Below are 24,227 nucleotides of genomic sequence, written 5' to 3' on the forward strand. Positions count from 1 at the left end.
CGCATCGGCCCATCCTAAAACAAAATGGAGACTATCACATGCGTCACGCACGAGGTTACCGCCGCCTGAACCGCACACACGAGCACCGCAAGGCGCTGTTCGCGAACATGGCTGGCTCGCTCATTGAGCATGAGCAAATCAAGACAACATTGCCCAAGGCGAAAGAACTGCGCCGTATCGTTGAAAAGCTGGTCACACTTGGAAAGCGCGGCGATCTGCACGCACGCCGTCAGGCCAACGCACAGCTGAAGCAGGAAATGCACACTGCAAAACTGTTCGAAGTGCTTGGGCCACGCTACGCCGAACGTCAGGGCGGTTATGTCCGCATCATCAAAGCGGGTTTCCGTTACGGTGACATGGCGCCAATGGCGATCATCGAATTCGTCGACCGTGATGTCGATGCAAAAGGCGCGGCTGACAAGGCCCGTCTGGCCGAATACGAGGCCGCTGAGGATTAATTTCCCCTGCATCACCTGAGTTTCGCAAAGCCCTGCCATTCTGGCGGGGCTTTCGCTTTTTTGAACAAAGCTTATGTTTCTGCCATGGCCGATCTGTTTGACAGCACCCCCACCGATACCCCCGCGGGCCCCCGCCCGCTGGCGGATCGTTTGCGGCCCAAAAACCTGTCCGAGGTCATCGGCCAGCAGCAGGTGCTCGGCCCTGATGCGCCATTGGGCACGATGCTGGCTTCTGGTTCCTTATCATCGCTGATTTTCTGGGGTCCGCCTGGCGTGGGCAAAACAACGATCGCCCGCTTGCTGGCGGCCGAAACCGACCTGCATTTCGTCCAGATCAGTGCGATTTTCACCGGTGTACCGGAACTGCGCAAGGTGTTCGAGGCCGCCAAGATGCGCCGCCAGAACGGCAAGGGCACCCTGCTGTTTGTCGATGAAATCCATCGTTTCAACAAAGCCCAGCAAGACGGGTTTCTGCCGTATATGGAAGACGGGACCATTCTGCTGGTGGGTGCCACGACCGAAAACCCCAGTTTTGAGTTGAACGCCGCTGTTTTGAGCCGAAGCCAGGTTTTCATCCTCACCCGTCTTGACCTCAAAGACCTCGAACTGCTTGCCCAACGGGCCGAAAAGGAACTGGATCGTACCTTGCCGCTTGACGGCCCCGCGCGCGAGGCGCTGTTGAACATGGCCGATGGCGATGGTCGCGCCCTTTTGAACCTGATTGAGCAGGTGGCGGCGTGGAAAACCGACACCAAACTGGGCCGCGATGACCTGACCAAACGCCTGATGAAGCGTGCGACGAAATACGACAAATCCGGTGATGAACATTACAATCTGATCAGTGCGCTGCATAAATCCGTGCGCGGCTCGGACCCTGATGCAGCGCTTTACTGGTTTGCGCGTATGCTGGCAGGGGGCGAGGACCCACGGTTTCTTGCGCGGCGCATCACGCGCATGGCGGTTGAGGATATCGGCCTTGCTGATCCACAGGCGCAAGCGGTGTGTCTGCAATCATGGGAAACCTACGAGCGCCTCGGATCGCCAGAGGGCGAGTTGGCGCTGGCGCAGGCGGTGACCTATCTGGCCCTCGCGCCGAAATCGAACGCCACCTATGTGGCCTATAAGGCGGCAGTGAATGCGGCCAAACAGACAGGGTCGGAACCACCCCCTGCGCATATCTTGAACGCGCCGACCACTTTGATGAAAGAGCAGGGCTTTGGCGCGGGGTATGCCTATGACCACGATGCCGAGGACGGGTTTAGTGGCCAGAACTATTTCCCCGAAACGATGAAGCGCGGCGTCTATTACATCCCCGTGGATCGCGGGTTCGAGCGTGAGCTGAAAAAGCGCGTTGATTTCTTTGCCGGACTGCGTGCCAAACGGGGCAAGAATTGACAAGGCTGGCACAAAGGCCCATGGGGGCGGCATGATGACACCTGTAATCTCTGTGGCCCTCGGTGGGGCGATCGGCTCTGTGCTGCGCTATGTGGTCGGTTTGACCGTGGCGTTTCCATTGGGCACGCTGACGGTCAATGTAGTCGGGTCCTTTGCCATTGGCATGATCTGGGTGCATCTGGCGGATCGCGGTCTGCAGCATTGGCTGCCCTTTGTGATGACGGGGCTTTTGGGTGGTTTCACCACCTTTTCTGCTTTTACGTTGGACGCATTGCGTCTGTTCGAAGAGGGGCGTTTCACCACTGCAGGTGTCTATATCGCGGGCTCGGTGATTTTGTCTTTGATGGCCTGCGGGCTGGGTCTGTGGCTTGCCAAAGGAATGACGACATGAGTGGCGTACAAACGCGGGTGATCGGCCCTGATGACGGCGACCAGCGGCTAGACCGCTATCTGCGCCGTCTGTTCCCGCATCTGACCCAAGGGCGGATCGAAAAGATGTGCCGCAAAGGCGAGCTGCGTGTTGATGGCGGGCGGGTGAAATCGAACACGCGTCTGGATATTGGGCAAAAGGTACGGATTCCGCCTTTGCCAACCGAGGAAGAGGCCGCTGCGGCGGCCAACCTTGCCAAGCGTGGTGTCACCAAAGCGGATGCCAAGCTGATCCAGTCCTGCGTCATCTACAAAGATGACCATATCATTGCCATCAACAAGCCGCATGGTTTGGCCACCCAAGGTGGCACAAACACCACCCGCCATGTGGACGGATTGGCCGAGGCTTTGATGTTTGATTACGACGAAAAGCCGCGTTTGGTGCATCGTCTGGATAAGGATACGTCCGGTGTTCTGCTGCTGGCGCGCACCCGCATGATGGCTAAGCAATTGACCGAGAACCTCAAGCACCGCGAGACGCGCAAGATTTACTGGGCCGCCGTCGCAGGCGTGCCGCACCCGCGTGCAGGGACGATCAAATACGGGCTGGTGAAAGCGTCCGGTCATGGCCGTGGCGGCGAGAATGAAAAGATGCGCTGTGTGCATCCGCGTGATTTGGACAGTGTTGAGGGCGCCAAGCGTGCGACCAGTGATTATGCCGTGATGGATACGCTTGCCAGCCGCGCATCATGGTGTGCTTTGGTGCCGATTACGGGGCGCACACACCAGTTGCGCGCGCATATGGCCGAGATTGGCCATCCGATTATCGGTGATGGCAAATATGGCGGATCCAGTCAGGAAAACCTTGGCGATGGTTGGGGCGCAGGGATGGGAAGCGAGATTGGCCGCAAGTTGCATTTGCATGCGCGCAGCCTGACGATCGAACACCCTGCCACGGGGGCGATCCTGCACATCACAGCGCCTTTGCCAGAGCATATGCAAAACACGTGGGATTTCGTGGGCTGGGTTGTCGGCCACGCGCCCGTTGACCCGTTCAATATGCCGGATGAGTGATCTGCGGCTGGTGATCTTTGACGTCGACGGAACGCTCGTCGACAGTCAGGCCGAGATTCTGGCCGCGATGGCGCTCGCGTTTCAAGCCGAGGGTATGGCGCTGCCAGAGCGCGAGACGGTCCTGTCGATTGTTGGATTATCACTGGCCGAGGCTTTTCAGGTGTTGTGTCCTGATTCGGATGAGACGCGTCGTGCCCGTATGGTTGCGGCCTACAAAGACGGTTTCATGACCTTGCGCTCTCAAGACAAGGAGATGGGTCCGCTTTTTGATGGCGCGCGTGAGGCGCTAGATGAATTGCGCGCGCAGGATCACACGCTCTTGGCCGTGGCGACGGGCAAGTCGCGGAGAGGGCTTGATAAGGTGTTGGAACGGCACGGGCTGACGGGGGTGTTCCATTCCGAACAGGTGGCGGACCACCATCCGTCAAAACCCAACCCCTCGATGATTCTGACGGCCCTGAATGAAACCGGCGTCATGCCGCATAAGGCTGTGATGTTGGGTGATACGACGTTCGACATGGATATGGCGCGCGCGGCAGGTATCAAAAAGATCGGGGTTACTTGGGGCTATCATCCCGCAGAAACACTGCAACCCGATGCAATGATTGATGACTTTGCAGCGCTCTCGGGTGTTGTGGACCAATTGATAGGCTATTGAACGATGAGTGACTGGCAACCAAAGCGGTTTTGGAAACAGGCGCAGGCCGAGGTCTGTGAGGGCGGTTTTACGGTATTGCTTGACGGGCGTCCGGTGCGGACACCCGCGAAAGCGCCGCTTGCTGTGCCGACCCACGCGATGGCCGACGCGATTGCAAAAGAGTGGGACGCGCAGGAAAAGGTGATTGATCCGCGCACTATGCCTGTGACCCGCGGTGCGAACGCCGCAATCGACAAAGTCCGCACGCAACGTGAAGAAGTCATTGCGATGCTGGCAGAATATGGCGACAGCGATCTGCTCTGCTATCGCGCAGCGGGGCCCGAGGGCCTGATCCAGAAGCAGGCCGACGCGTGGGATCCGATGCTGGACTGGGCGGCGGACGCACTGGGTGTGCGGCTTGCCGTCGGCGAGGGTGTGATGCATGTCGCGCAAAACCCAGAGGCGCTTGGCAAGCTGCGCGATGAGCTTGCGGTGTTCGATGAATTCGCCTTGGCCGCAGTCCACGATCTGATCAGCCTTTCGGGCTCTTTGATCCTCGCACTCGGGGTGACGCGCGAGGTGATCGCGGTTGAAAGGGCATGGTTGCTTTCACGCGTAGATGAGCATTGGCAAATCGCGCAATGGGGCGAAGACGAAGAGGCCACCGCCGCCGAAGCGATCAAACGGCGGGCCTTTGAGGATGCCGCACGGTTTTACAGGTTTTCACTGACCTAAGGGAAAGCCAGTGTTTGCACCGAACACACCGAAAAGTGCCTCATTTAGTGGCATCTGCCACGTGTTTTTCGGCTGCTGCCCTTGACTCTAGACCAGAATACCCAAACTCTCTGTTCATTGAGTTGGTTCGACCGGCTCACTGATCACGACTGTCTTCGGGACGGGATAAAAATTGGCTGCTCTGATTATGGAGCGGAAACTCAGGAAGAGGTAAAAATGAAAAAAACCGCATTTTACGGCGCACTCACTGTTGCAGGCTTTGCTGCAAGCATGGCTTCGGCGGCGACGCTTGATGACGTGAAAGAGCGCGGCACACTGAACTGTGGCGTAACAACTGGCCTTATCGGCTTCGCTTCACCAGACGCGAACGGCGTGTGGGACGGCTTTGACGTGGGCGTTTGCCGCGCTGTTGCTGCTGCTGTTTTGGGTGATCCGAATGCAGTCGAATTCGTTCCAACAACTGGTAAGACACGCTTTACAGCGCTGGCTTCCGGCGAGATCGACATGCTGGCACGCAACACAACATGGACATTCAGCCGCGACGTGGACCTGAAGTTTGAATTCGTTGGCATCAACTACTATGATGGTCAGGGCTTCATTGCGCCACGCGATCTGGGTGTGTCCTCCGCGAAAGAACTCGACGGTGCGACCGTTTGCATCCAAACCGGTACAACAACCGAGCTGAACCTGGCCGACTACTTCCGCGCCAACAACATCAGCTATGAGCCAGTGCCAATCGAAACAAACGCTGAAGGTCAGCAGCAGTACCTCGCTGGTGCATGCGACGTTTATACAACTGACGCATCCGGTCTGGCTGCGACACGTGCTGCATTCGAGAACCCACAGGATCACATCATCCTGCCAGAGATCATCTCGAAAGAGCCACTCGGTCCGCTTGTTCGCCACGGCGACAACGACTGGGGTGACGTTGTGCGTTGGACACTGAACGCGCTGATCGCCGCTGAAGAGCTGGGCGTCACATCTGCCAACATCGAAGAGCTGGCAGCTGCACCAACTGGTAACCCAGAAGTCAACCGTCTGCTGGGCACCGAAGGTGAACTGGGCGCGATGCTGGGTCTGGAAGCAGACTGGGCGAAGAACGCAATCGCTGCTGGTGGTAACTACGGCGAGCTGTTCGAAAAGAACATCGGTGAGAACACACCAATCGGTCTGGCTCGCGGCCTGAACGCGCAGTGGACAGATGGTGGTCTGCTGTACACGCCTCCGTTCCGCTAAGGAATTCGGATAAGATCAAAGGGCGCGGTTCAAACCGCGCCCTTTCACCAAGACGATCATAAAAATCGGCGCAAACGAGTTGCATAAGCAGCCAAATCAAAAAGCGCCGAAACAACGGGGAATACATAATGACGTCGGTCACAGACCCACCGCAGGGTTCGTTCCGCCTGTCGATGCTTATCAACGACACGCGTTATCGATCCTACACTTTCCAATTCATCGCTCTCGTGCTTCTGATCGGCTTCATGGCCTATCTGGGGATCAATCTGGTCAGCAACCTTGCGGCGCAGGGTCTGAACATTTCGTTTGGTTTTCTGGGTGATGCGGCGGGATATGACATCAACCAAACCGTGGTCGAGTATGACAGCCAATCGTCGCACCTGCGGGCCGCAGTTGTCGGGATTATCAACACCCTGATTGTTGCTTTCCTTGCCTGTGTGACCGCGACCATCTTTGGTGTGATAGCCGGTGTTTTGCGCTTGTCGAACAACTGGGTCGTGCGCAAACTGATGGCGTTCTACGTCGAGATCTTCCGGAACATTCCCGTTCTGATCTGGATCATTATCATCTTCTCGATCATGACCGTCAGCATGCCGGCGCCCCGTGATTTCCGGGGTGACGATGCAACTGCGGGAATGCTCTTTGACGCGTTCGCCTTTACCAACCGTGGCGTCTATTCACCCGCGCCGGTGATTGACGGTGCAAGTGGCTGGATTGTTATCGCGGTCTTCATTGCCTCGATCATCGGTATTTTTGCATATCGCAGATACGCGACCAAGAAACTCTACGACACCGGGCAACTCCTGCCGATGCTTTGGCCGTCTGTCGCTTTGTTTTTTGTGCCAACGATCCTCGTCTACTTCATCCTCGGTCGTCCGATCACTCTGGACTACCCGTCGCTACAAGGCTTCAACTTCCAAGGCGGGCTTCACCTGCGTGGGTCTTTGATCGCGCTTTGGTTTGCTCTGGCGATCTACACCGGTGCCTTTATCGCGGAAAACGTGCGTGCCGGTATTCAGGCGATTTCCAAGGGCCAGACAGAGGCGGCAGCTTCGCTTGGTCTGCGCCCCGGGCGGATCATGAACCTTGTGATCCTGCCGCAGGCGTTGCGGGTCATCATCCCGCCGCTGATTTCGCAGTATCTCAACATCACAAAGAACAGCTCTTTGGCCATTGCTGTGGGGTATATGGATGTCACGTCCACGCTGGGCGGGATCACCCTGAACCAGACAGGACGTGCAATCGAATGCATTTTGCTGCTGATGCTGTTCTATCTGACGATCTCACTGCTGATCTCGGCCGTGATGAACGTCTACAACAATTCTGTTAAGCTGAAGGAGCGCTGATATGTCTGATACACATTCACACTCAGTCGCTTTTGTTCGCACCGAAACCCTGCCGCAGCTGCCTCCGCCCGCCAGCGAGGCAGGTGTGGTCAAATGGATGCGCGAAAACCTGTTTTCAAGCATTCCCAACAGTATCCTGACGCTGGTATCGCTTTATGTGATCTTTCAGCTGGTGACCGGCGCATTCCCTTGGATCGCAAACGGCATCTGGAACACAAACTCTCTGGCAGAGTGTCGTGAAATCCTTGATGGCGCTACGGGTGCGTGTTTCTCGGTTATCACGGAACGCTGGAACCAGCTTTTGTTCGGGTTCAGCTACCCGTCCGAGTTCTACTGGCGTCCGGGACTGGCCTTCTTGTTGCTGTTTGTGGCGGCTGCACCGGTCATGTTTTTTGACCTGCCGCGCAAACTGCTGCTGTTCACAGCGATCTACCCGTTCCTGGCCTATTGGCTGATCTGGGGGGGCACGATCTATACCCCACTCTTTGCACTTCTGGGCATTATCATCGGGTACCTCGTGTATGCGCGGTTCGTCAAAGACAGCTTTGCGATGGGCTTTTTCGGTGGCGTGATTGCCGCGTTCATCGCCTGGTTTATCGGTGGCTACATTGTCGGTGCCATCGCGCCAGCCGAGCCGTTCCTTGAGGCCGTGCAGTCGCGCGACATGGGGGGCTTTATGCTCAACATGACGCTGGGCGTGGTCTGTGTGTCACTTTCGCTGCCGTTGGGCATCGTGCTGGCGCTTGGCCGTCAGTCGGACATGCCGATCATCAAGTGGATCTGTGTGGTCTTCATCGAGTTCATCCGTGGCGTGCCGCTGATTACCTTGCTCTTCGTGGCAAACGTGGTTCTGGCGTACTTCCTGCCACCGGGGACAACGTTTGACCTTATCCTGCGGGTGATCATCATGATCACCATGTTCTCGGCCGCCTATATCGCCGAGGTGATCCGCGGTGGTTTGGCCGCTTTGCCAAAGGGCCAGTACGAAGCCGCTGACAGCCTTGGGCTGGATTATGCGCAGGCGATGCGTCTGATCATCCTACCTCAGGCGCTCAAGATATCGATCCCGGGCATCGTGAACGTGGCGGTTGGTCTGTTCAAGGACACCACGCTGGTTTCGGTCATTTCGATGTTCGATCTGGTCGGTATGATCCGCGGTCCGATTCTGTCGTCCACCGACTGGAACGGTGTGTACTGGGAGCTGTTTATGGCGGCCTCGGTTCTGTTCTTCGTCGTGTGCTACGGCATTTCACAATACTCACAATGGTTGGAGCGTAGGCTCGCAACCGACCACCGATAGGAGGCTGATACTATGGCCGAAGCAAAAAAACTCCAAGTCTCGGACGAGCTGGCGATTACCATTGAGAACATGAACAAGTGGTATGGTTCGTTCCACGTACTGCGCGACATCGACCTGTCGGTGTATCGGGGCGAGCGGATCGTCATCTGTGGCCCCTCGGGGTCGGGTAAATCCACGCTGATCCGCTGCATCAACGCCTTGGAAGAGCACCAGCAGGGCAAGATTACCGTGGACGGCACCGTGCTGTCCTCGGACCTCAAGAACATCGACAAGATCCGGTCAGAGGTCGGGATGTGTTTCCAGCACTTCAACCTCTTCCCGCACCTGACAATTCTTGAGAACTGCACGCTGGCCCCGATCTGGGTGCGTAAAACGCCCAAGAAGGAAGCCGAAGAAACCGCGATGCACTTCCTTGAGAAGGTCAAGATCCCCGAGCAGGCCGACAAGTACCCAGGCCAGTTGTCCGGTGGTCAGCAGCAGCGTGTAGCGATTGCCCGTTCGCTGTGCATGCGCCCGCGCATCATGCTGTTCGACGAACCGACATCGGCGCTTGACCCCGAGATGATCAAAGAGGTGCTCGACACCATGATCGAGCTGGCCGAAGAGGGCATGACCATGCTTTGCGTGACCCACGAGATGGGCTTTGCCCGTCAGGTTGCGAACCGCGTGATCTTTATGGATCAGGGCCAGATCGTGGAACAGAACGAACCCGAAGAGTTCTTTAACAACCCCAAGTCCGACCGGACCCAGTTGTTCCTGAGCCAGATTTTGGGTCACTAAGACTATTACATCGACGTAAGAAAGCCCCGGTCAGCGCCGGGGCTTTTTTCATTCTATATCCTGCGCCGAGGTGCCGATCAGATCGCGTGGCACGACGAAGTCTTTGCAATATCCGGTTCGGGCTTTGGCCTGCATCCAGTTCTCTCCGTCGAAATCAATCACCGTGGTGGCGCATGTCGGATAATCGCTGAACCGGTGATGTTTCGGTGGAACCCTGACCAGCATATTGGCCAGCATGCCGATGCCAGGGTTGTGCCCGATCACTGCGACGGTCTGCGCGGTTTGCCGGTGAAGCAGAGCAAGAATGGTATCAGGAGACGCATGATAGATCGTGCTGTTCAGCTCCAGCTTAGGATGAGGGTCAAGTGAGGGCAGGATAAGTGCAGCGGTCTCTTGGGTGCGTATCGCATCAGAGCAAAGTACGACATCGGGCAGATAGCGCTCTGCCGCCATCCATGTGCCAATCGCCTCGGCGGATGCACGGCCGCGGTCGTTCAGGACGCGCGCATGATCATCGGCGAAAGGATCGCTCCAGCTTGATTTGGCATGGCGGATCAGGATCAGGCGCAGGGTCACAGGAAGGCCTCCATATGGAATGCGGATTGGGCGGGTAGGCGGGTGCCTTGGCCCACGGGGCAGGCGCGGCGCGCGAGGCAGCCGGCGTTGCGGCAGGTTGTGCCAGCCTCTGAGGCGACGTGGGCTTTGCAGGCGGCAACATCATAGCCGTCGTTAAACGCGCCCACAGGGCAGGCTGTGGCGCAGGGCTTTGCGCAGGTGAGGCACGGCTTTGGATCGCCGCCTATTTCGGCAGACTTTTTCCAGCGTAACGCACCACGGAAAGACGTAAAGAGCCCCGCCGTGTCATGCACCAGAAATCCGATCGGTGATGTCCAGAACCGCCCCGTTTGTTTGGCCCACGTAAAGAACGGCGCATAGGGCGGGCCGCCGAACGGGAAGAGCGGTTCTGCGCCAAGCGTTACGGCCAATTTACCGATGATGCGGGTCGACCAGCGGTCCATCGGGTCTGGCTGCCCGTCTTCATATTCGGGACTAGCCGCAAAGATGGGCCAAAAGGCAGGCTCATCGGGGCCGATCAGGGTGATTGTGCTGTCCCCGTCGGGGCAGTCGCCCAATGGCCGCAGCCCATGGGGTGCGAGCAATGCGCCCAAGTCAGCCGCAATGCCCACGTGCCTGGTCATTCAATCGCGGGGTGCGCGAATGATGGAACCGGCGCCATGTTCGGTGAACAGTTCCAACAGGCTTGCATTGGGCAGCCGCCCATCAAGGATGACCACCGCACGCACGCCCTTTTCAATCGCATCAAGGGCGGTTTCCGTTTTCGGGATCATGCCACCGGCAATTGTGCCGTCCGCAATCATCGCACGGACCTGTTCAGGGGTGATCTGGGTAATCACGTTGCCCTCAGCGTCCTTGACCCCTGCCACGTCCGTCAAAAGAAGCAGACGGTCCGCTTTCAGCGCCCCGGCAATGGCGCCGGCCGCTGTGTCGCCGTTGACGTTGAAGGTCTCGTTGAAATCCATGCCTGTGGCAACAGGTGCAACCACCGGAATAATCCCGGCAGAAAACAGATCACGCAACACTTGCACGTTCATTTCGATGGGTTTGCCGACAAAGCCAAGTTCAGGATCGTCGGCCTCGGCCACCATGAGGTCGTCATCCTTGCCAGACAGGCCAACTGCCCGCCCGCCTTCATCCATGATGGCCTGCACAATCCGCTTGTTCACAAGGCCGGTCAGGACCATTTCGACCACTTCGACCGTGTCCTTATCCGTGACACGTTTCCCGCGCACGAATTCGGATTTGATCCCCAGTTTATCCAGCATTTCGTTGATCATCGGGCCGCCGCCATGCACGACAACGGGGTTCATACCAACCTGCCGCATCAAGACGATATCGCGGGCAAATTCGGCCATCGCATTTGCGTCGCCCATGGCGTTGCCGCCGAATTTGATCACGACAACTGCGCCGGAATAGCGCTGCAGATAGGGGAGTGCCTCTGACAGAGTTCGCGCGGTTGCGATCCAGTCACGGTTCATATCTTGTTTCCTTGTATTCATTCTATTCCCGCAATGACGGCGCGCAGCGTTGCGATACCATCACCCTTTTCAGACGACGTCAGGATCAGTTCAGGAAATGCCGCCGGGTGTTTGGCCAAGGCTGCACGGGTCTTATCGAGCGAGGTTTGCAGTGCATCACCGCGCAGTTTGTCGACTTTGGTCATGACAACCTGAAAGGTCACAGCCGAGCTATCGAGCAGGGACATGATCTCTTCGTCTACGGCTTTGGCCCCATGCCGTGCGTCAATCAGCACAAAGACGCGGCGCAGGGTCTGGCGACCTGAAAGATATTGCTTGAGCAGACGCTGCCACTTTTCAACAACCGCGACAGGCGCGTTGGCAAAGCCATAACCGGGCAGGTCGACGACATAGATATCGCCTGCCGTGAAATAGTTGATCTCCTGCGTGCGCCCCGGCGTATTCGATGCACGTGCCAACCCCTTGCGCCCTGTCAGCGCGTTGATCAGGGACGATTTGCCCACGTTCGAGCGGCCCGCAAAGCAGACCTCGATCCGGTCCGCCGGGGGCAGGCCGTCCATCGCGACGACGCCTTTGACGAATTCGGTTTCGCCAGCAAAAAGCAGGCGACCCTTTTCAAGCGTTTGTGCGTCAGGCTCTTCCACCTCGGGAAAGCGCATTTCCATTTCAGATTACCTTTGCCGTATCGTTGAGGGCGATCTTACCGCCCTTAATGACCTTGGCATAGACGCCAAAATCCTGATGGTTCCAGCCATCGCGCAAAACCGAGAGCGTATCAACGTCGCGTTCGCCCGTATGCGGATTGGCCATCGTATGTTTGCAGCGCTGAATGGGTTCGACGACCTGCAAGACGGCGTCGCCGATTTGCACATCCTTGCCGACCCACGTCATTTCTTCCCATGCAGCGGTGCCATCCAGCCAGATATTGCCGCGCCAGCGTTCCACCTCAAGCGGGTAACCCAACCTGTCCGCCACAGCCTCATGGCTGGCCGTCGTCATGATCGAGACCGAGGGATAATCCGTGTCCGTGATCCCGCGCGTGGGCACTTTGGCAAGCCCCGTCGGCTGGCGTTTGTCGGGCGGGCAGAGAGGGCGCACCCAGTCAATGAATTTCGCCGCATCTGATGAGTCATCGGGATCGAAGCTCACCTCACCCAAAACATCGTGGCGCAAGGTGATCTTGCCCGCTACCTCATCAAGTGTCGCCCAGATGCCGGCAAGGCCAGGCGTGCCCGTACCGATCATGAAGTTGGCACAGGGCACCCATTCGGGCGCATCGGCGTCAAACTTTGACGCCTCATGCATGACCGCCCAGACGCGATCCCAAGGCAGCGTCTGATCAGGGATCAGCGTGACTTGCCCGAGCGGTTCACGCCCGTGGCTTTTGATGGGGTGCCGCCACAACGCGGCGACACGCGTCATCTACTTGCCCTCTTTCTTCGCGTCTTCCGCAGCCTTCTTTTTGATGCTGGCCTTGATGTTGCCGAAGACGTCAGGCTTGGCACCATGGCTTCGCATAATTGCATACTGCTGGATAAAGGTGATGACGTTGTTGGCAATCCAGTACAGGACCAGACCGGACGCAAAGTGGCCGAGCATAAACATAAAGACCCACGGCATCCACGCAAAGATCATCTGCTGTGTGGGGTCGGTCGGGGCGGGGTTGAGCTTTTGCTGCAGCCACATCGACACACCCAGCAGGATTGGCAGGATACCGATAAAGATCAGCGCAAGGATTGAACCGGGTTCGGGGGCCGCGAAGGGCAGCAAGCCGAAGAGGTTCAGGAAGGATGATGGATCAGGTGCGGAAAGGTCACGAATCCATCCGATCCATGGCGCGTGGCGCAGTTCGATTGTGACAAAGATCACCTTGTAGAGCGAGAAGAAGATCGGGATTTGCAACAGGATCGGCAAACAACCGGCGGCAGGGTTCACTTTATTGTCTTTGTAAAGCTTCATCATGCCTTGCTGCATGGCCTGCTTGTCGTCGCCTGCGCGCTCTTTCAGCTTCTCCATCTCTGGCTGAAGCTCTTTCATTTTTGCCATAGAGACATAGGATTTATAGGCGAGTGGCAGCACCAGGATTTTCAGGATTACGGTCAGGGCGAGGATCGACCAGCCCATGTTTCCGATCACGATGTTCAGGTAGTGCAGGAGCGCAAAGATTGGCTTGGTCAGGAAAAAGAACCAGCCCCAGTCAATGCTATCCAGAAAGCCGTCAACGCCTTCTTCGTCCTGATAATGGCGGATCTCTTCCCATTCCTTGGCGCCTGCAAAAAGGCGGGTCGTGACGGTGGCGGTTTCACCGGCGGCGACCGTTTCAATCGGCATCACGGCCTCGACCTGATAGAGGTCGCGGACATCGAAGTACTTGGAGGTGGAGCGGAACGGCACACCCTGTTCAGGGATCAGCGTGGTCATCCAGTAGTGGTCGGTATATCCGATCCAGCCGGATGAGGCGACATCCAGACGCTCGGCCTGTGTGCGTTCACGCGGATCGACGGCATACTCGGTAATATCGTCATAGCCGGTTTCCTCCAGCTCACCATCGGTCATCCGCACCATGCCTTCGTGGAGGATGAAGAAGTTCTTCAGGTCGGCAGGCTCTCCGTGACGGCGCAGAATGCCGTAAGGGCGTGCTGAAACCGGAGTACTTGTTGTGTTCTCAACACTTTGGGCAAAGCTGAACATATAGGCGTCATCGACCGAAATTTCGGTGCGGAAAATCTGGCCCGCACCGTTGTCCCATGTGATGGTCACAGGGGTGGTTGGCGTCAGCGTTTCCCCGTTTTCCAGTGTCCAGACTGTGTCGGGTCCCGGAACAGCGCTGGCATCAATACCGTCGGTTGCGGTCCAGCCGAAGGACGCAAAATAAGCACCTGCTTCGCCGACGGGCTTTAGCAGGCGCACGATGGGTGCGTTTTCGTCGATTGTTTCGCGGTACTGCGTCAGCGCCAGATCGTCGATCCGCCCGCCCAAAAGGGATATCGAGCCGCTCAGTTCATCGGTTTCAATCGGCACACGTGGCGCCTCGGCGGGTGCTTCTGCCGCATCGGTCGGCGTCATCGCGGTCGGGGCCGCTGCATCAGAGGCAGGCAGGGTTGGATCTTCGAGCAGTTGGACGGTTTCGGTCGCAGGATCAACAGGCAGATCCTCGGGCGGGAACAGTGTCGTCCACGCCACGATCACGGCAAAGCTTAGCACCGTTGCCAAGATGAGGTTCTTGTTCTGGTCGTCCATCTGAAAACCACCCATTTTTCCTAGAAAAGTCTGTGGGTGGTTCAACCTGTCGGGGGGGGAAAGGTCAAGCGGTTTTCAGGGTTTTTGGACGGATTGAAGAAGTTGTGAGCGACCAATGCGGCGTCACAGCGGTCACGAGGCGTCAAATCCAACGTGTGCAGGTGGGAACCCTCAGGAATCTTGCGAGTTCAGAAACCGTTCACGGGTCCGATTAAAGACAGCCGTCAGCCGCGGATCGTTCGCCGTAAGCTTTTTCAGCATCTCCGAAAATGCTTTGTCGTCCTGCCCAAAGAAAGCCTGCGCTGCCTCGTCAGGATCCATCGATTTCGAAATACTTTTCATACCATGCTACCTTCTCACCGTTACATCACGCCCGCTAATTGGGCAATCAGGTGAAATTGGGGCCATAATCGGGCCTAATCCTAGATATTCAATAAGACTCTAAAAATCACTGATTAAGGTCTGGGTACCTACACCACGTATTATGTATGCCAGAAATGACTATTTGGTCAAAGCCCTCGGGAAATAACAGCATAGAACCATCGGGCCAGTCTTGCTGCAAGTCCGGTTGTCCTGACCTGTTGGTAATGTGATCAGACCTACAATTTATCGCGTAGACTGTACCACAACATTGCCAAAACCAGCAAAGGCGAACGCAACTTAGGCCCGCCGGGGAACGGATATGTCGGCACACGTGCCATGACGTCGAACCGTTCCGCCTGACCTGCGATGGTTTCCGCAGCGATCTGCCCCGAGAGCGTCGCAAGTGCGACACCCGATCCCGAAAATCCTGACATCGTCAGGATATTCCCGCCAATCCGTTCAAAATGCGGCATCCGGTTCATGGTGATGCCCAGTGTGCCACCCCATGCATGGTCAATCTCGACGTCTTTGAGTTGGGGGAAAATCTCGGCCAGCGGTTTGCGCACGGCCCCCGCGATGTCTTTGGGAAACTTATAGCCATAGCTTTCGGTGCCACCGAACAAGAGCCGGTGATCCTCGGAAAAACGAAAGTAGTTCACCACGAATTTGCTATCGGCAACGGCATAGTTATTGCGGATAATCCGGTTCTGCGCCTCGGGCGTCATCGGTTTGGTCGAGACGATGAAATTGTTGATCGGCATAACGCGGGCCGCCACGTGTTTTTGCAGCGTGCCCAGATAGCCGTTGCAGCCCATCACAACAAAACGCGCCTTGATCTTGGCGTGATCCGTTTTGACGCAAGCAGGATCCCCTTCCTCAATCGCAGTGACTTTGGCACCCTCGAATATCCGCGCGCCTGCTTTGGTGGCCAGCCGCGCGAGGCCCAAAACCAGCTCAAGCGGGTTCACATGCCCCGCGCCCATATCAAGCGTACCGCCATGATAGGCGGGCGAGTTCACAATCTCACGGCATTCCTCGGGTGACAGCAGGCTGATCTGATCATCACCATATTTGTCCTGCATATGCGCGACATAGGCGTGGTTGTGGGCGTGGTCGCGTGCGCGGTGGACCGTGTGCACGATCCCGGGGTGAAATTCGGTGTGGACCTCGTCTTTGCTGCAAAGATCGCGTACCAGATCCGTCGCCTGACAGCCGATATCCCATAAAGCGCGGGCGTGGGTATCGCCCACCATCGCCTCAAGGTCTTCCTGATCGCGCCGCTGACCGCGCGCGACCTGACCGCCATTGCGACCGGACGCGCCAAAGCCCACGCGTTGTGCTTCCAGCAGCACCACATCATAGCCGCGCTGGGCCAGATGATAGGCGGTGGACAATCCTGTGAAACCGCCGCCGACAACGCAGACATCACAGTCCAGATCACCCGCTGCGGCGGGAAATCTGTCCAGATGCGCCGCACTGTCGGCATAGTAGGACCGGGGGTATTCCCCCGGCCGGTCGTTGACGCTCAGCAGGTCCATTAGCCCGCTTTCAGCAGATCGTCAGCTTTCAGTTTCTCATAGGCCTCGTCCAGCGACTTGCGCGCGCGCGCAATCAGGATGTCGATCTCGTCGCATGTGATCGACAAGGGCGGCGAAATAATCATTCGGTCGCCGACACTGCGCATGATGATGTTGTTTGCAAAACAGCGGTCGCGGCAGATGAAACCGGCGGTGCCTGTCTCGGCGGCAAAGACGGCGCGGGTAGATTTATCAGGTGTCAGCGCAAGCGACGCCATCATGCCCACGATCTTGGCTTCACCGACCAGCGGATGATCGGCCAGCGCTTCCCATTTTTCACGCAGGTAAGGTGCTGTCACATCGCGGACGTTTTCGATCATGCCTTCCTCTTCGATGATGCGCAGGTTTTCCAGCGCCACGGCACAGGCAACGGGGTGGCCCGAGTAGGTGTAGCCATGGTTGAATTCCGTATCTCGCAACACTTCGGCCACACGATCGGACACGATGGAACCACCAATCGGGATGTAGCCAGAGCTGAGGCCCTTGGCGATTGTCATGATATCGGGTGAAATCCCGACTGTCTGCGAGCCGAACCAGTTGCCGGTGCGCCCGAAGCCGCAGATCACCTCATCCGCGATCAGCAGGATGTCGTATTTTTTGACGATCCGCTGAATTTCCGGCCAATAGGTTTCTGGCGGTACGATGACGCCGCCGGCACCCTGGATTGGTTCCGCGATAAATGCCGCAACGCGTTCCGGCCCGATCTCCTTAATCTTTGCTTCCAACTGGCGCGCGCGCTCCAACCCGAATTCCTCGGGCGTCATATCGCCGCCTTCGGCCCACCAATGGGGCTGGTCGATGAACTCAATGCCGGGGATCGGCAGACCACCTTGGCCGTGCATTCCCTTCATACCGCCCAACGAGGCGCCGCCGATGGTTGAGCCGTGGTAGGCGTTCCAGCGCGAGATAATCACATCACGTTGCGGCTCGCCTTTTTCGGCCCAATAGGTCCGCACGAGGCGGATGTTGGTGTCGTTCGCGTCAGACCCGCCATTGGCAAAGAAGACCTGGTTCAGATCGCCCGGGGCAAGTTCAGCGAGCTTCTTGGCCAGCATGATCGCAGGGATATGTGTGGTTTTGAAGAAGGTGTTGTAGAAGGGCAGCTCCTTCATCTGGCGCGCCGCGACCTCGGCCAGTTCGTCACGGCCATAGCCGATGTTGACGCACCACAGGCCCGCCATCCCGTCAATGATTTCATGACCATCGCTGTCTTTCAGCCAGACGCCTTTGGCCGATGTAATGACGCGTGGTTTGCTTTCGGCAAGCGCGTTTGCATGGCTAAACGGGTGCAGGTGGTGCGCGGAATCGAGCGCCTGAAGTTCAGCGGTCGGGGGGTAGTTTGTAATCACATTCATGGGGGACCTCTGTGCTAGACGTTCAAAAGAAGGTGGCGGCGTTCCCAAGGCGAAATCTCGCGCTGGTATTCCTCGTTTTCGGCGACTTTGATTTGTTCATAAAGGCGGCAAAAATCCTCGCCCAAGAAACTGCGGATCTCTGTCGCATCTTCGAAATAATCAAGTGCCTCGCGCAGGCTTGAAGGCAGGGGAAGGTCGCTTTCCCAGACCTCTTTAGTCGCTTCTTCGCGTGGTTCGATCTTGTTGATCATGCCAAGATAGCCGCAGGCCAATGATGCCGCGATTGCGATATAGGGGTTGCAGTCCATCCCGATGACGCGGTTTTCAAGGCGCCGCGATTCAGGCCGTGAATGTGGCACGCGCAGCCCCGTTGTACGGTTATCAGTGGCCCATTCAAGGTTTGCGGGTGCGCTTTGCCCGTCCACCGTCAGACGGCGGAAGGAGTTCACGTAAGGTGCCATCAAAGGCATGACTTGCATCAGATAGGTTTGTGACCCACCGGTGAACCAACGGAACAAATCTGTGGCACTGCCATCTTCGGCAGAGAAGATGTTTTTGCCTGTTTGAATGTCGACAACGCTTTGATGCACATGCATGGCACTTCCCGGCTCATCCCGTTTGGGTTTGGCCATGAAGGTGGCGAAAACGTTGTTTTTCAGCGCCGCTTCGCGGATCGTGCGTTTAAAATAGAACACCTGATCCGCCACATGCAGGGGGTCACCATGCATCAGGTTGATCTCGATCTGGCCAGCGCCGCCTTCCTGGATCAGCGTGTCAATCGGCAGGCCCTGCTGCTCGGCATAGGCGTAAATCGTGTCAATCACGGGGCCATATTCATCGACCGCGACCATGGAATAGACCTGACGGCTGGGCACCTTGCGCCCTGTCCGGCCTACGGGTGTTTCAATAGGATCATTCGGGTCGAGGTTCGGCGTGGTCAGGTAAAATTCCAACTCGGGCGCGATGACGGGCTTCCAGCCTTTTTCGGCATAAGCGGCCATCACCTTTTTTAGGATCGAGCGCGGTGCCACAGAGAGCGGTGTGCCGTCGCGGTTGAACATATCGCAGATCACCTGCACAGACACGTCATCCGCCCAAGGCACGGCGCAGGCAGTTGACATATCCGGTCTGAGGATCGTGTCCTTTTCCAGCCACTGGTTTTCGATGTCCATATCGACGTAATCGCCTGAGACCGTCTGGTAAAAGAGCGAAATCGGCAGTGCCATTTCGATATCGGGGCGGAATTTTGTTGCGGGCATGGTTTTGCCGCGTGAGGTGCCGACCAGATCGGGGATAATACATTCCACCCCGTCGATTTTGGCGCCTTTGCTATAGCTGAAGAATTCTTCGGAAAGAGAATCTTGCCAGTTGGCGATGTTCGCTGATGACATTGGTGCCTCCTCAGGCGCGAGAGCGGTTGCTTTGGCCGCTGGTCGATAATTTGATCAAAAGTAGGGGAATAGTCAATTGCCACCGTCGTGGCGTTCCATGAATTTCCTATGCTCAGTCGGTCGCTGTTTGTTGGATAAACCCCATGCCTTGCCGGATATCGTGTGTCATGGCTTCGCGTGTTTTCTGTGCATCGCCCTGACGCAGTGCCTGGATCGCCGCGCGGTGGTGATCCACCAGATTTGCGGTGCCGTATCGCCCGCAGACGACCCGCAGCGAGGGCCCCACCCGTAGCCAGAGACTTTCCGCGATCCGGTGCAGGATGCGGGCGTTGGCAAGGTGATACAAATGGAAATGGAAGCGATAGTTCGCTTCCAGATATCCGCGGATATCACCGCCCTTTATGGCGTCGTCAACGAGACTATCAATTCTCTCTAATTCGTTGATATCATTTTGTGAAATATGCGCGACTGCTGCTTCTGCAAGTTCCGGCTCCACGGTCAGTCTCACCAGCTCGATCTGCTGCAACTTGTGGGTTGTCATAGCGGGTACAGCGATGCGCCTGTTCTCAAGGGTGACAAGGGCGCCTTCTGCTGTCAATCGCCGGATCGCTTCGCGCGCGGGGGTGACGCCGGTGCCGATCAAATCCGCCAGACCGTGTATCGTGACAGGCTGTCCGGGGACGACCTCGCCAAAGAGAATCATCTCTTTGACGCGCAGGTAGATCGTTTCGTGTTCCGGCTTTTTGCTGATCAGTACGGTCATTATTGTGCCTGCGTTCCAAGCATCCTTGTTTTCATAAACCCTTTAAGTTGTCAAAACCTATCAAATTTATATGACGGGATTGCAAAGGCGTATGATTTCATCAAAGCTGCTTGGCAGAGACTAGGATTCCTAACGGAGGATTACATGCCTAAAACGAATTCATACGCTTTGCTTGCGGCCGCCGTGCTTGCTGCGCAGGCGGGCTGGGCCCAAGAAGTGCGCGTCTACAACTGGTCGGATTACATCGACGAAGAGCTTTTGACCAAGTTCGAGGAAGAGACCGGTTTCGAGCTGATCTATGATGTCTTTGACAGCAACGAGGTTCTGGAAACGAAACTTCTGGCTGGTGGGTCAGGCTATGACGTTGTCGTTCCCTCCGCGACATTTCTGCAGCGTCAGATCGCAGCGGGCGCGTTCCAGCCATTGGATAAATCGCAGCTGAGCAACATCGGAAATCTCTGGGATGTGGTCAGCGCACGCACCAATACCTATGATCCGGGCGGTGAGTATTCGATCAACTACATGTGGGGCACAACGGGCCTTGGCGTGAACGTTGGCGAAGTGACCGCACGTTTGGGCGAAGACGCGCCAATCAATTCGCTGTCTTTGGTGTTCGATCCTGCGAACATGGAAAAGCTGGCTGACTGTGGTGTGCATTTCCTTGATGCACCAACCGAGATGGTTCCCGCTGCGTTGCAGTACCTTGGCGAAGACCCTGACGCGAAAGACGATGAGTCTCTGGCCAAAGCAGAGGCGGTTCTTGCCGCTGTGCGCCCCTATGTCCAGAAGTACCACAGCTCGGAATATATCTCGGCGCTGGCCAATGGTGACATCTGTGTGGCTTTCGGTTGGTCCGGTGACATCCTGCAATCACGCGACCGCGCCGCAGAGGCCGACAATGGCATCGAGATTGCTTATAACGCCCCGGTTGAGGGTGCCTTGATGTGGTTTGACCAGATGGCGATCCCTGTGGATGCCCCGAACCCTGAAGGTGCGCACGCATTCCTGAACTTCATCCTGGATGCCCAGAACATGGCGGATGCGTCGAACTACGTCTATTACGCCAATGGCAACCTCGCGTCACAAGAGCTTTTGGTGGAAGACGTGATCGGTGATCCGGCCATCTACCCGGACGCCGCGACACTTGAGACGCTTTATACAACCACACCGTTTGATGCACGCTCGCAGCGTTCACTCACACGGATGTGGACACGGGTAAAATCCGGTACATAAGATAGATTAATCCCCGGCCCGAAACACGGGCCGGGGTTTTTGCAACATACAAGTATCTGAGGCCCCGATCCCTATGCCGCAAACCGCATTTGAGCCTTGGAATGACCCTGACGCAAAGCCGTTGATCCAGTTTCGCAATGTGTCGAAACGCTTTGGCGACTTCACCGCGATTGATGATCTGAGCATCGATATTTTCGAGCGTGAGTTCTTTGCCCTGCTTGGTCCCTCGGGCTGCGGCAAGACCACAATGATGCGGATGCTGGCAGGGTTCGAGACGCCGACATCCGGCACGATCATGTTGGACGGGCAGGACATCTCGCCCATCCCGCCAAACAAGCGCAGCGTGAACATGATGTTCCAGTCCTATGCGCTGTTCCCCCATTTGACGGTTTACGAAAACATCGCCTTCGGCTTGCGCCGCTCGAAGATGCCAAAAGACGAGATCGACGCGCGCGTCAAGCAGATGCTGAAGCTGGTGCAGATCGAGAAATTCGGCGCCCGCAAACCCGAGCAAATCTCCGGTGGTCAGCGCCAGCGTGTCGCCCTTGCGCGCGCTTTGGCCAAGGGGCCCAAGCTCTTGCTGCTGGATGAGCCGTTGTCCGCCCTCGACAAGAAGTTGCGACAGGACACGCAGTTCGAGCTGATGGATATTCAGGAAAAAACCGGTACGACCTTTGTGGTGGTCACCCACGATCAGGAAGAGGCCATGACCGTTGCGTCGCGTGTGGCGGTGATGGACCATGGCAAGCTCAAGCAGGTTGATACCCCCGACCGCATTTATGAGGCCCCGAACAGCACCTATGTTGCGGATTTCATCGGCGATGTGAACATTATCGAAGGCTATGCGACGAAGCAGGGCGACACGGTTTCGATTGCGTGGTCCGAAGGCAATTCCCCGATCATTGGCACGCCGTCGAAACCGATTGCAGATGGTAAGGTGAGTTTCGCAATCCGGCCTGAAAAGATTGCGATTTCCGCAGAACGGCCAACCGACCGGAACAACATTGTCCAAGGCAAAGTGCTCGACATCGCCTATCTGGGTAACCTGTCGACCTATCATGTGGCCCTGCCGGACGGGACGATCATCAAAGCGCAGACGGCCAACTCGCGCCGCCGTTCAAGCCGCCCGTTTACCTGGGACGATGAGGTCTGGCTATCCTGGACCGATACCGCCGGCATCGTGTTGAAAAGCTGAGGGAGCGCGCGATGAACATGCGTCGTTTCTCTTTGATTGCGGTTCCCTACGGGTGGCTGGTCCTGCTTTTTCTTGTCCCCTTCCTGATCGTTTTCAAGATATCGCTCTCGGATGTCGCCCTTTCTATCCCGCCCTACACACCAACGCTGGAACTCTCCGAAGGCTGGGGTGGCTTTCGGGATTTTCTGTCACAACTGGATTTCGAGAATTACGAGTTTCTCGCGACGGATGACCTTTACTGGAAAAGCTACCTTTCCAGCGTGCAGATCGCGTTCATCTCGACGACGATCTGTTTGCTGATCGGCTTTCCCATCGCCTACGGCATGGCAAATGCGCCCAAGGAATGGCAGCCGACCCTGATGCTATTGGTGATCCTGCCGTTCTGGACCAGCTTTCTGATCCGCGTCTATTCGCTGATCGGCATCCTGAGTCAGGAAGGCATGCTGAACCAGTTTCTGATGTGGATCGGTATCATTAACGAACCGCTAACGATCCTGAACACGAATATCGCGGTCTATATCGGGATCGTTTACACCTATGTGCCGTTCATGATCCTGCCGATCTATGCGACGTTGATTAAACTTGACGGATCGCTGCTCGAGGCCGCCGAAGACCTGGGCTGTTCGCGCACCGAGGCGTTCTGGCGCATCACCGTCCCCCTGTCCAAGGCGGGGATTATCGCAGGCTGTTTTCTGGTTTTCATCCCCGCGCTGGGCGAATTCGTGATCCCCTCGCTTCTGGGCGGCTCTGACACGCTGATGATCGGTAAGGTGCTCTATGAGGAATTCTTCTCCAACCGTGATTGGCCGGTGGCCGGTGCTGTGGCTGTCATCTTGCTGCTGATCCTGATCATCCCGATTGTGCTCTACCAGCGCAACGAGCAGAAGATGATGGAGGCCGAAACATGAGACGGCTGACATGGTTCAACGCGACATCGCTGACACTGGGTTTTGCGTTCCTCTACATCCCGATGATCGTGGTGATCATCTATAGCTTCAACGAAAGCCGTCTGGTCACCGTCTGGGGCGGCTTTTCGACCAAGTGGTATGGCGAGTTGTTACGCAATGAATCCTTTCTTGACGCAGCCTGGGTGACGTTTCAGGTCGGCTTTTTCTCGTCCATTATTGCGACGGTGCTTGGCACAATGGGGGCCTATGTGCTTGTGCGCGGCGGCCGTTTCTACGGGCGCACCCTGTTTTCCGGCATGATGTATGCGCCGCTCGTGATGCCCGAAGTGATCACAGGGCTTTCGCTACTCCTGCTCTTTATCTCGATCGGCTTGGACCGTGGCATGTTCACGATTATCCTCGCCCACGGGACATTTGCGATGTGCTATGTCTCGGTGGTGGTCAGTTCGCGTTTGGTCAGCTTTGACCGCTCGGTCGAAGAAGCGGCCCTTGATCTTGGATGCACCCCGTTCGAGGCGTTTCGCCTTGTCACACTGCCCATAATCGCGCCCGCCGTGATTTCGGGCTGGTTGCTGGCGCTGACACTGTCGCTTGATGATCTGGTGATTGCATCATTTGTCGCGGGCCCATCGGCGACAACGCTGCCGATCAAAGTGTTCAGTTCGATCCGCTTGGGGGTGAGCCCCGAAATCAACGCGCTCTCCACCATTCTGATCGGGATCGTCACCATCGGGACGATTGCCGCGTCCTTGACCACCAAGCGCGCCGTCATGCGGCGGCAGCGCGAAGAGCGGATGGCAGAGCAGGCGGGCTGA

At 57.0% G+C, this 24,227-nt stretch carries 25 protein-coding genes; 14 read left to right on the forward strand and 11 right to left on the reverse strand.

Going from position 1 to position 24,227, the window contains the following annotated elements; translation table 11 throughout:
• Positions 1-38 precede the first annotated feature (38 nt).
• The 10 genes from rplQ to B0B09_RS14710 all read left to right on the forward strand — a co-directional run bounded on the left by rplQ (position 39) and on the right by B0B09_RS14710 (position 9,330).
• A complete protein-coding gene (rplQ, locus tag B0B09_RS14665; RefSeq protein WP_076660710.1) occupies positions 39-458 on the forward strand; it encodes a 50S ribosomal protein L17 in 420 nt (139 codons plus the stop codon).
• A gap of 84 nt (positions 459-542) precedes the next feature.
• A complete protein-coding gene (locus tag B0B09_RS14670) occupies positions 543-1,853 on the forward strand; it encodes a replication-associated recombination protein A (RefSeq protein WP_076660711.1) in 1,311 nt (436 codons plus the stop codon).
• Positions 1,854-1,884: 31 nt separating this feature from the next.
• A complete protein-coding gene (locus B0B09_RS14675) occupies positions 1,885-2,244 on the forward strand; it encodes a fluoride efflux transporter FluC (protein ID WP_076660712.1) in 360 nt (119 codons plus the stop codon).
• Complete coding sequence (locus tag B0B09_RS14680) at positions 2,241-3,296, forward strand: RluA family pseudouridine synthase (RefSeq protein WP_055686605.1); 1,056 nt, start codon at positions 2,241-2,243, stop codon at positions 3,294-3,296. The genes B0B09_RS14675 and B0B09_RS14680 overlap by 4 nt, the downstream gene beginning before the upstream one ends.
• Positions 3,289-3,954 (forward strand): HAD-IA family hydrolase, encoded by a 666-nt coding sequence (locus tag B0B09_RS14685; protein WP_076660713.1) that lies wholly within the window; start codon positions 3,289-3,291, stop codon positions 3,952-3,954. Before B0B09_RS14680 ends, B0B09_RS14685 begins: the two co-directional genes overlap by 8 nt.
• Before the next feature lie 3 nt (positions 3,955-3,957).
• Entirely contained in the window at positions 3,958-4,668 is a 711-nt protein-coding gene (locus B0B09_RS14690; RefSeq protein WP_076660714.1) for an ATP12 family chaperone protein, read from the forward strand.
• 216 nt (positions 4,669-4,884) lie between these two features.
• Positions 4,885-5,904, forward strand: coding sequence for an amino acid ABC transporter substrate-binding protein (locus B0B09_RS14695; protein ID WP_055295614.1), 1,020 nt, complete (start codon positions 4,885-4,887; stop codon positions 5,902-5,904).
• Between the two features lie 128 nt (positions 5,905-6,032).
• Positions 6,033-7,250 (forward strand): amino acid ABC transporter permease, encoded by a 1,218-nt coding sequence (locus tag B0B09_RS14700; RefSeq protein WP_076660715.1) that lies wholly within the window; start codon positions 6,033-6,035, stop codon positions 7,248-7,250.
• Position 7,251: 1 nt separating this feature from the next.
• A complete protein-coding gene (locus B0B09_RS14705; RefSeq protein ID WP_076660716.1) occupies positions 7,252-8,550 on the forward strand; it encodes an amino acid ABC transporter permease in 1,299 nt (432 codons plus the stop codon).
• A 12-nt stretch (positions 8,551-8,562) separates the two neighbouring features.
• Complete coding sequence (locus B0B09_RS14710) at positions 8,563-9,330, forward strand: amino acid ABC transporter ATP-binding protein (protein WP_055295619.1); 768 nt, start codon at positions 8,563-8,565, stop codon at positions 9,328-9,330.
• Between the two features lie 48 nt (positions 9,331-9,378).
• On the opposite strand, the gene B0B09_RS14715 is transcribed toward B0B09_RS14710, so the two are convergent.
• From B0B09_RS14715 to B0B09_RS14760, 11 genes are all read right to left on the reverse strand, one after another.
• Positions 9,379-9,906 carry a SixA phosphatase family protein gene (locus tag B0B09_RS14715; RefSeq protein WP_076660717.1) on the reverse strand — a complete coding sequence of 176 codons (528 nt, stop codon included), beginning with the start codon at positions 9,904-9,906 and terminating at the stop codon, positions 9,379-9,381.
• Positions 9,903-10,529: a ferredoxin gene (locus tag B0B09_RS14720; protein ID WP_076660718.1), complete on the reverse strand. Its 627-nt coding sequence runs from the start codon at positions 10,527-10,529 to the stop codon at positions 9,903-9,905. Before B0B09_RS14720 ends, B0B09_RS14715 begins: the two co-directional genes overlap by 4 nt.
• Complete coding sequence (argB, locus tag B0B09_RS14725; protein ID WP_172796241.1) at positions 10,530-11,387, reverse strand: acetylglutamate kinase; 858 nt, start codon at positions 11,385-11,387, stop codon at positions 10,530-10,532.
• Between the two features lie 17 nt (positions 11,388-11,404).
• Positions 11,405-12,052 (reverse strand): ribosome biogenesis GTP-binding protein YihA/YsxC, encoded by a 648-nt coding sequence (gene yihA / locus B0B09_RS14730; protein ID WP_055295625.1) that lies wholly within the window; start codon positions 12,050-12,052, stop codon positions 11,405-11,407.
• Position 12,053: 1 nt separating this feature from the next.
• Positions 12,054-12,809 (reverse strand): MOSC domain-containing protein, encoded by a 756-nt coding sequence (locus B0B09_RS14735; RefSeq protein WP_076660719.1) that lies wholly within the window; start codon positions 12,807-12,809, stop codon positions 12,054-12,056.
• Complete coding sequence (gene yidC, locus B0B09_RS14740; RefSeq protein WP_076660720.1) at positions 12,810-14,627, reverse strand: membrane protein insertase YidC; 1,818 nt, start codon at positions 14,625-14,627, stop codon at positions 12,810-12,812.
• A gap of 171 nt (positions 14,628-14,798) precedes the next feature.
• A complete protein-coding gene (locus B0B09_RS18010; protein WP_165689338.1) occupies positions 14,799-14,969 on the reverse strand; it encodes a hypothetical protein in 171 nt (56 codons plus the stop codon).
• A gap of 257 nt (positions 14,970-15,226) precedes the next feature.
• Entirely contained in the window at positions 15,227-16,528 is a 1,302-nt protein-coding gene (locus B0B09_RS14745; protein ID WP_076660721.1) for an NAD(P)/FAD-dependent oxidoreductase, read from the reverse strand.
• A complete protein-coding gene (locus tag B0B09_RS14750) occupies positions 16,528-17,922 on the reverse strand; it encodes an aspartate aminotransferase family protein (protein WP_076660722.1) in 1,395 nt (464 codons plus the stop codon). Before B0B09_RS14750 ends, B0B09_RS14745 begins: the two co-directional genes overlap by 1 nt.
• 14 nt (positions 17,923-17,936) lie before the next feature.
• Positions 17,937-19,313 carry a glutamine synthetase family protein gene (locus tag B0B09_RS14755; protein ID WP_084190869.1) on the reverse strand — a complete coding sequence of 459 codons (1,377 nt, stop codon included), beginning with the start codon at positions 19,311-19,313 and terminating at the stop codon, positions 17,937-17,939.
• A gap of 112 nt (positions 19,314-19,425) precedes the next feature.
• Positions 19,426-20,076 carry a GntR family transcriptional regulator gene (locus tag B0B09_RS14760; RefSeq protein ID WP_076660723.1) on the reverse strand — a complete coding sequence of 217 codons (651 nt, stop codon included), beginning with the start codon at positions 20,074-20,076 and terminating at the stop codon, positions 19,426-19,428.
• A gap of 144 nt (positions 20,077-20,220) precedes the next feature.
• Here B0B09_RS14760 and B0B09_RS14765 point away from each other — a divergent pair, with 144 nt between their 5' ends.
• The 4 genes from B0B09_RS14765 to B0B09_RS14780 all read left to right on the forward strand — a co-directional run bounded on the left by B0B09_RS14765 (position 20,221) and on the right by B0B09_RS14780 (position 24,227).
• Positions 20,221-21,309, forward strand: a complete 1,089-nt coding sequence (locus B0B09_RS14765) for a polyamine ABC transporter substrate-binding protein (protein ID WP_076660724.1) — start codon at positions 20,221-20,223, stop codon at positions 21,307-21,309.
• Positions 21,310-21,382: 73 nt separating this feature from the next.
• Positions 21,383-22,504 carry an ABC transporter ATP-binding protein gene (locus B0B09_RS14770; protein ID WP_076660725.1) on the forward strand — a complete coding sequence of 374 codons (1,122 nt, stop codon included), beginning with the start codon at positions 21,383-21,385 and terminating at the stop codon, positions 22,502-22,504.
• Positions 22,505-22,521: 17 nt separating this feature from the next.
• Positions 22,522-23,412, forward strand: a complete 891-nt coding sequence (locus B0B09_RS14775) for an ABC transporter permease subunit (RefSeq protein WP_076660953.1) — start codon at positions 22,522-22,524, stop codon at positions 23,410-23,412.
• On the forward strand, positions 23,409-24,227 hold the full coding sequence (locus B0B09_RS14780) for an ABC transporter permease (RefSeq protein WP_055295640.1): 819 nt from the start codon (positions 23,409-23,411) through the stop codon (positions 24,225-24,227). Before B0B09_RS14775 ends, B0B09_RS14780 begins: the two co-directional genes overlap by 4 nt.

This window comes from Yoonia rosea (assembly GCF_900156505.1).
In the GTDB taxonomy this organism is placed as follows: domain Bacteria; phylum Pseudomonadota; class Alphaproteobacteria; order Rhodobacterales; family Rhodobacteraceae; genus Yoonia; species Yoonia rosea.